Source organism: Polaromonas sp. P1_E1_2 (assembly GCF_056406035.1).
This window is the reverse complement of the sequence record NZ_JBFUAZ010000535.1, coordinates 1-2,966: the sequence shown is the minus strand read 5'-3', so window position 1 is coordinate 2,966 and position 2,966 is coordinate 1. Positions and strand designations below refer to the sequence as shown.

Genomic DNA, 2,966 nt, shown 5'->3' with positions numbered 1-2,966 from the left:
GTGCGAAGCATATCAGCTATGGCTTGCAGGCGGCTTGCTGCCGGTAGTTTCGTCACAAATTCCTCACTCTACACGATGGAGTCGGCCGCGCTTACAACCGATATGTTGTCATTTTTGGGAATAATTGCCTTTCAAATATCTGTCAACGGCTCTTTCATGACAGTTTTCGCGCGCATACACTGAAAATGCCTGCCATTCCTTCATCTCACCTTATGTGCTCCAAGCAAAAGCGCACTTTCCTGGCACGTATTTTCTGTAATTGCCAATTTATGCCAGATATTGTCACATTCTTGTAAAGAGTAGCCGTTAGTCGGCAAGGCTTCATTTAATTGCTAGTTCCCGCGAGAGGAAACCGGATGATTAGGAAACGGATGACTGCCTATCTGACTGTAGGTGTCGCTTGCCTGGCCATGCCATTTGGCGCGCATGCTGACGAAATGGATGATCTTGTCGCGGCTGCAAAGGCCGAAGGGCAATTGACGGTTATTGCCCTCGGGCATGATTGGTGCGGCTATGCTGCGCTGATTCAAGGCTTTAAAGATAAATACGGCCTCACCGTAAACGAACTCAGCCCGACCGCCGGATCCGGTGAAGAATTGGCAACGATCAAGGCTAATATAGGCAACAACGGCTCGCAGGCGCCGGATGTCATCGATGTGGGCCTTGTTTTTGGCCCCATTGCGCAGAAAGAGGGCTTGCTGCAATCGTACAAGGTGCAAACGTGGGACGAAATCCCGGCCACCGCCAAAGACCCCGAAGGGCAATGGTACGGCGACTATTACGGCGTGCTTTCTTTCGTCGTGAATAAGGACGTTATCTCAAAGTCTCCAGCCGATTGGGCTGATCTTCTCGACCCCGCCTATCGCAAGAGCGTTTCACTGCCTGCTGACCCGCGAACCGCCAACAATTCCATCCTGAGCGTCTATGCCGCGGGCCTTGCAGCCGGCGCGCAGCCGGGCGCGGCAGCAGCCCGCGCTGGGCTCGAGTTCTACCGCCAATTGAAGGACTCCGGCAATCTCGTTCCCGGTTTCGGCTCTGCAGCATCCATCGCCAAGGGCGAAACGCCAATTACCACGCGCTGGGATTCCAACGGCATCACCTATGCCGAAAATTTCAAGGGAAATCCGCCACTGGACACCATTGTCCCGGCAAGCCTTACCGTGGCTGGCGTTTATGCCCAAGCCATCAGCAAGTACGCGCCGCATCCGCATGCCGCCAAGCTCTGGATGGAGTACCTTTATTCCGACGAGGGGCAACTTGGCTACCTCAAGGGCCTTTGCCACCCCATCCGCTTTGACGCCATGCGCAAATCCGGCAAAATTGCCGATGACATGCTGACCAAGCTCCCGGCGACAGGTAACAATCTAGTATTTCCCGAGTTGTCCCATCTAGTGGAAGCCGGCGAAGTGATTGCCAAGGAATGGACTTCAACCGTAGGCGCAGGCAGCAAATAAGTTGAAACCACAGTCCACACACGGCAAGCCCGGCGCGAGTGGCATTCGCGCCGGGCTGGCAGGTACCTCATCCCTCAAGTCCATTGACTGGCCCGCACTGCTTGCCACGGCCCCGTTTTTCATGTTTGCCATCGTCATGATGGTGATGCCCACCGCGGCGCTACTGGCCACGGCCTTTGTTGATAAGCAGGGAGGTTTTACGTTAGCGAACTTCGCGGAGATCATCACGCCGGAGGTTGCCGACGCCTTCATGGCTTCGGCCAAAATCTCCGCCGTCACCGCCGTTCTTGGAACGGTGCTCGGGCTCGTACTGGCCCTCACCGTTGGCCGGCGCATGACCAGCCAGAAGGTGAAGGCCGCCGTTATGAGCTTTTGCGGCGTGGCCTCGCATTTCTCAGGCATACCCCTTGCCTTCGCCTTCATCGCCACTCTGGGGCGGCTTGGCCTCGTGACTGTGTTTTTACGGAAGGCCTTCGGCATCGACATTTACGCGGCAGGTTTTGAGCTTGCCAGCTTTTCCGGCTTGACGCTTACCTACCTGTTCTTTCAGGTCCCGATTGCATTCACGATCATCATGCCCGCCGTTGACCGGCTTTCCACACAGACACGTGAGGCGGCCGAGATGTTGGGTGCCACGGCTACCCAGTATTGGCGCTTTGTTGGCCTGCCAATCCTCTGGCCAACAATCCTCGGGGCGTTGGCATTGTTGTTCGCCAATGCATTCGGGGGCGTCGCAACGGCCTACGCGCTGACAGGAACGGCGGTGAACGTCATCCCGATCTTGCTCTACGCGCAAATTCGCGGCGACGTGCTGCACAACGAGCAGCTTGGCGCCGTCCTAGCCTTGCTCATGGTATTTGTCATGACGGTGACCATTTCTCTTTACCTGATGCTTCGCGTGCGCTCCGAACGGTGGATGAAATGAAATTCGTCCTGCGCTATTCCCCTTGGACCATATTCGCCATCGCCGCAGTGTTCTTTCTGATGCCGCTTTTCAGCACGGCGGAATTTTCATTAACATCCGGCGCGGCGTATATTCGCTTGAGGCTTACGAGTCGGTTTTCTTAGACCCGGAATTTGCGGCCAGCTTCTTCTATTCGCTGATAATAGCAGTATTGACGATTATCTTTGGCACGATCATCGTGGTTCCGATGGCCTATTATGTCCGGTTGCGCCTCCAATGGCTGCGGCCTGTGGTGGAAATCTTCGTGATGCTGCCCATGGTCGTGCCGCCTATCGTGCTTGTCTTTGGCTATCTGCGGCTGTTTTCGTCATCGTCGGTGCTGCCGCTGGCCGATAGCAGCGCTGGTGCGAGCATCCTGCTTATCTGCGGCTGTACCACATTATCTCTGCCGTACCTCTACCGCACGATTGATACCGGCTTGCAGACGATTGACGTTCAGACGCTGACGGACGCCGCTGGCATTCTCGGCGCTCGGCCATTCGCGACAATCAGGCTGGTGATCTTCCCGAACATCTTGCCTTCCGTCATGGCAGGCGCATTCCTGACCT

At 55.9% G+C, this 2,966-nt stretch carries 3 protein-coding genes; all 3 read left to right on the top strand.

Annotated features, from left to right (window positions below):
- Positions 1–371: 371 nt before the first annotated feature.
- On the top strand, positions 372–1,454 hold the full coding sequence (locus AC1D1P_RS19435; protein WP_065276646.1) for an ABC transporter substrate-binding protein: 1,083 nt from the start codon (positions 372–374) through the stop codon (positions 1,452–1,454).
- Positions 1,455–1,575: 121 nt separating this feature from the next.
- Positions 1,576–2,379 (top strand): ABC transporter permease, encoded by an 804-nt coding sequence (locus AC1D1P_RS19430; RefSeq protein WP_477674101.1) that lies wholly within the window; start codon positions 1,576–1,578, stop codon positions 2,377–2,379.
- A 22-nt stretch (positions 2,380–2,401) separates the two neighbouring features.
- A partial coding sequence (locus AC1D1P_RS19425) for an ABC transporter permease (RefSeq protein WP_477674100.1) occupies positions 2,402–2,966 on the top strand: 565 nt, incomplete at its 3' end.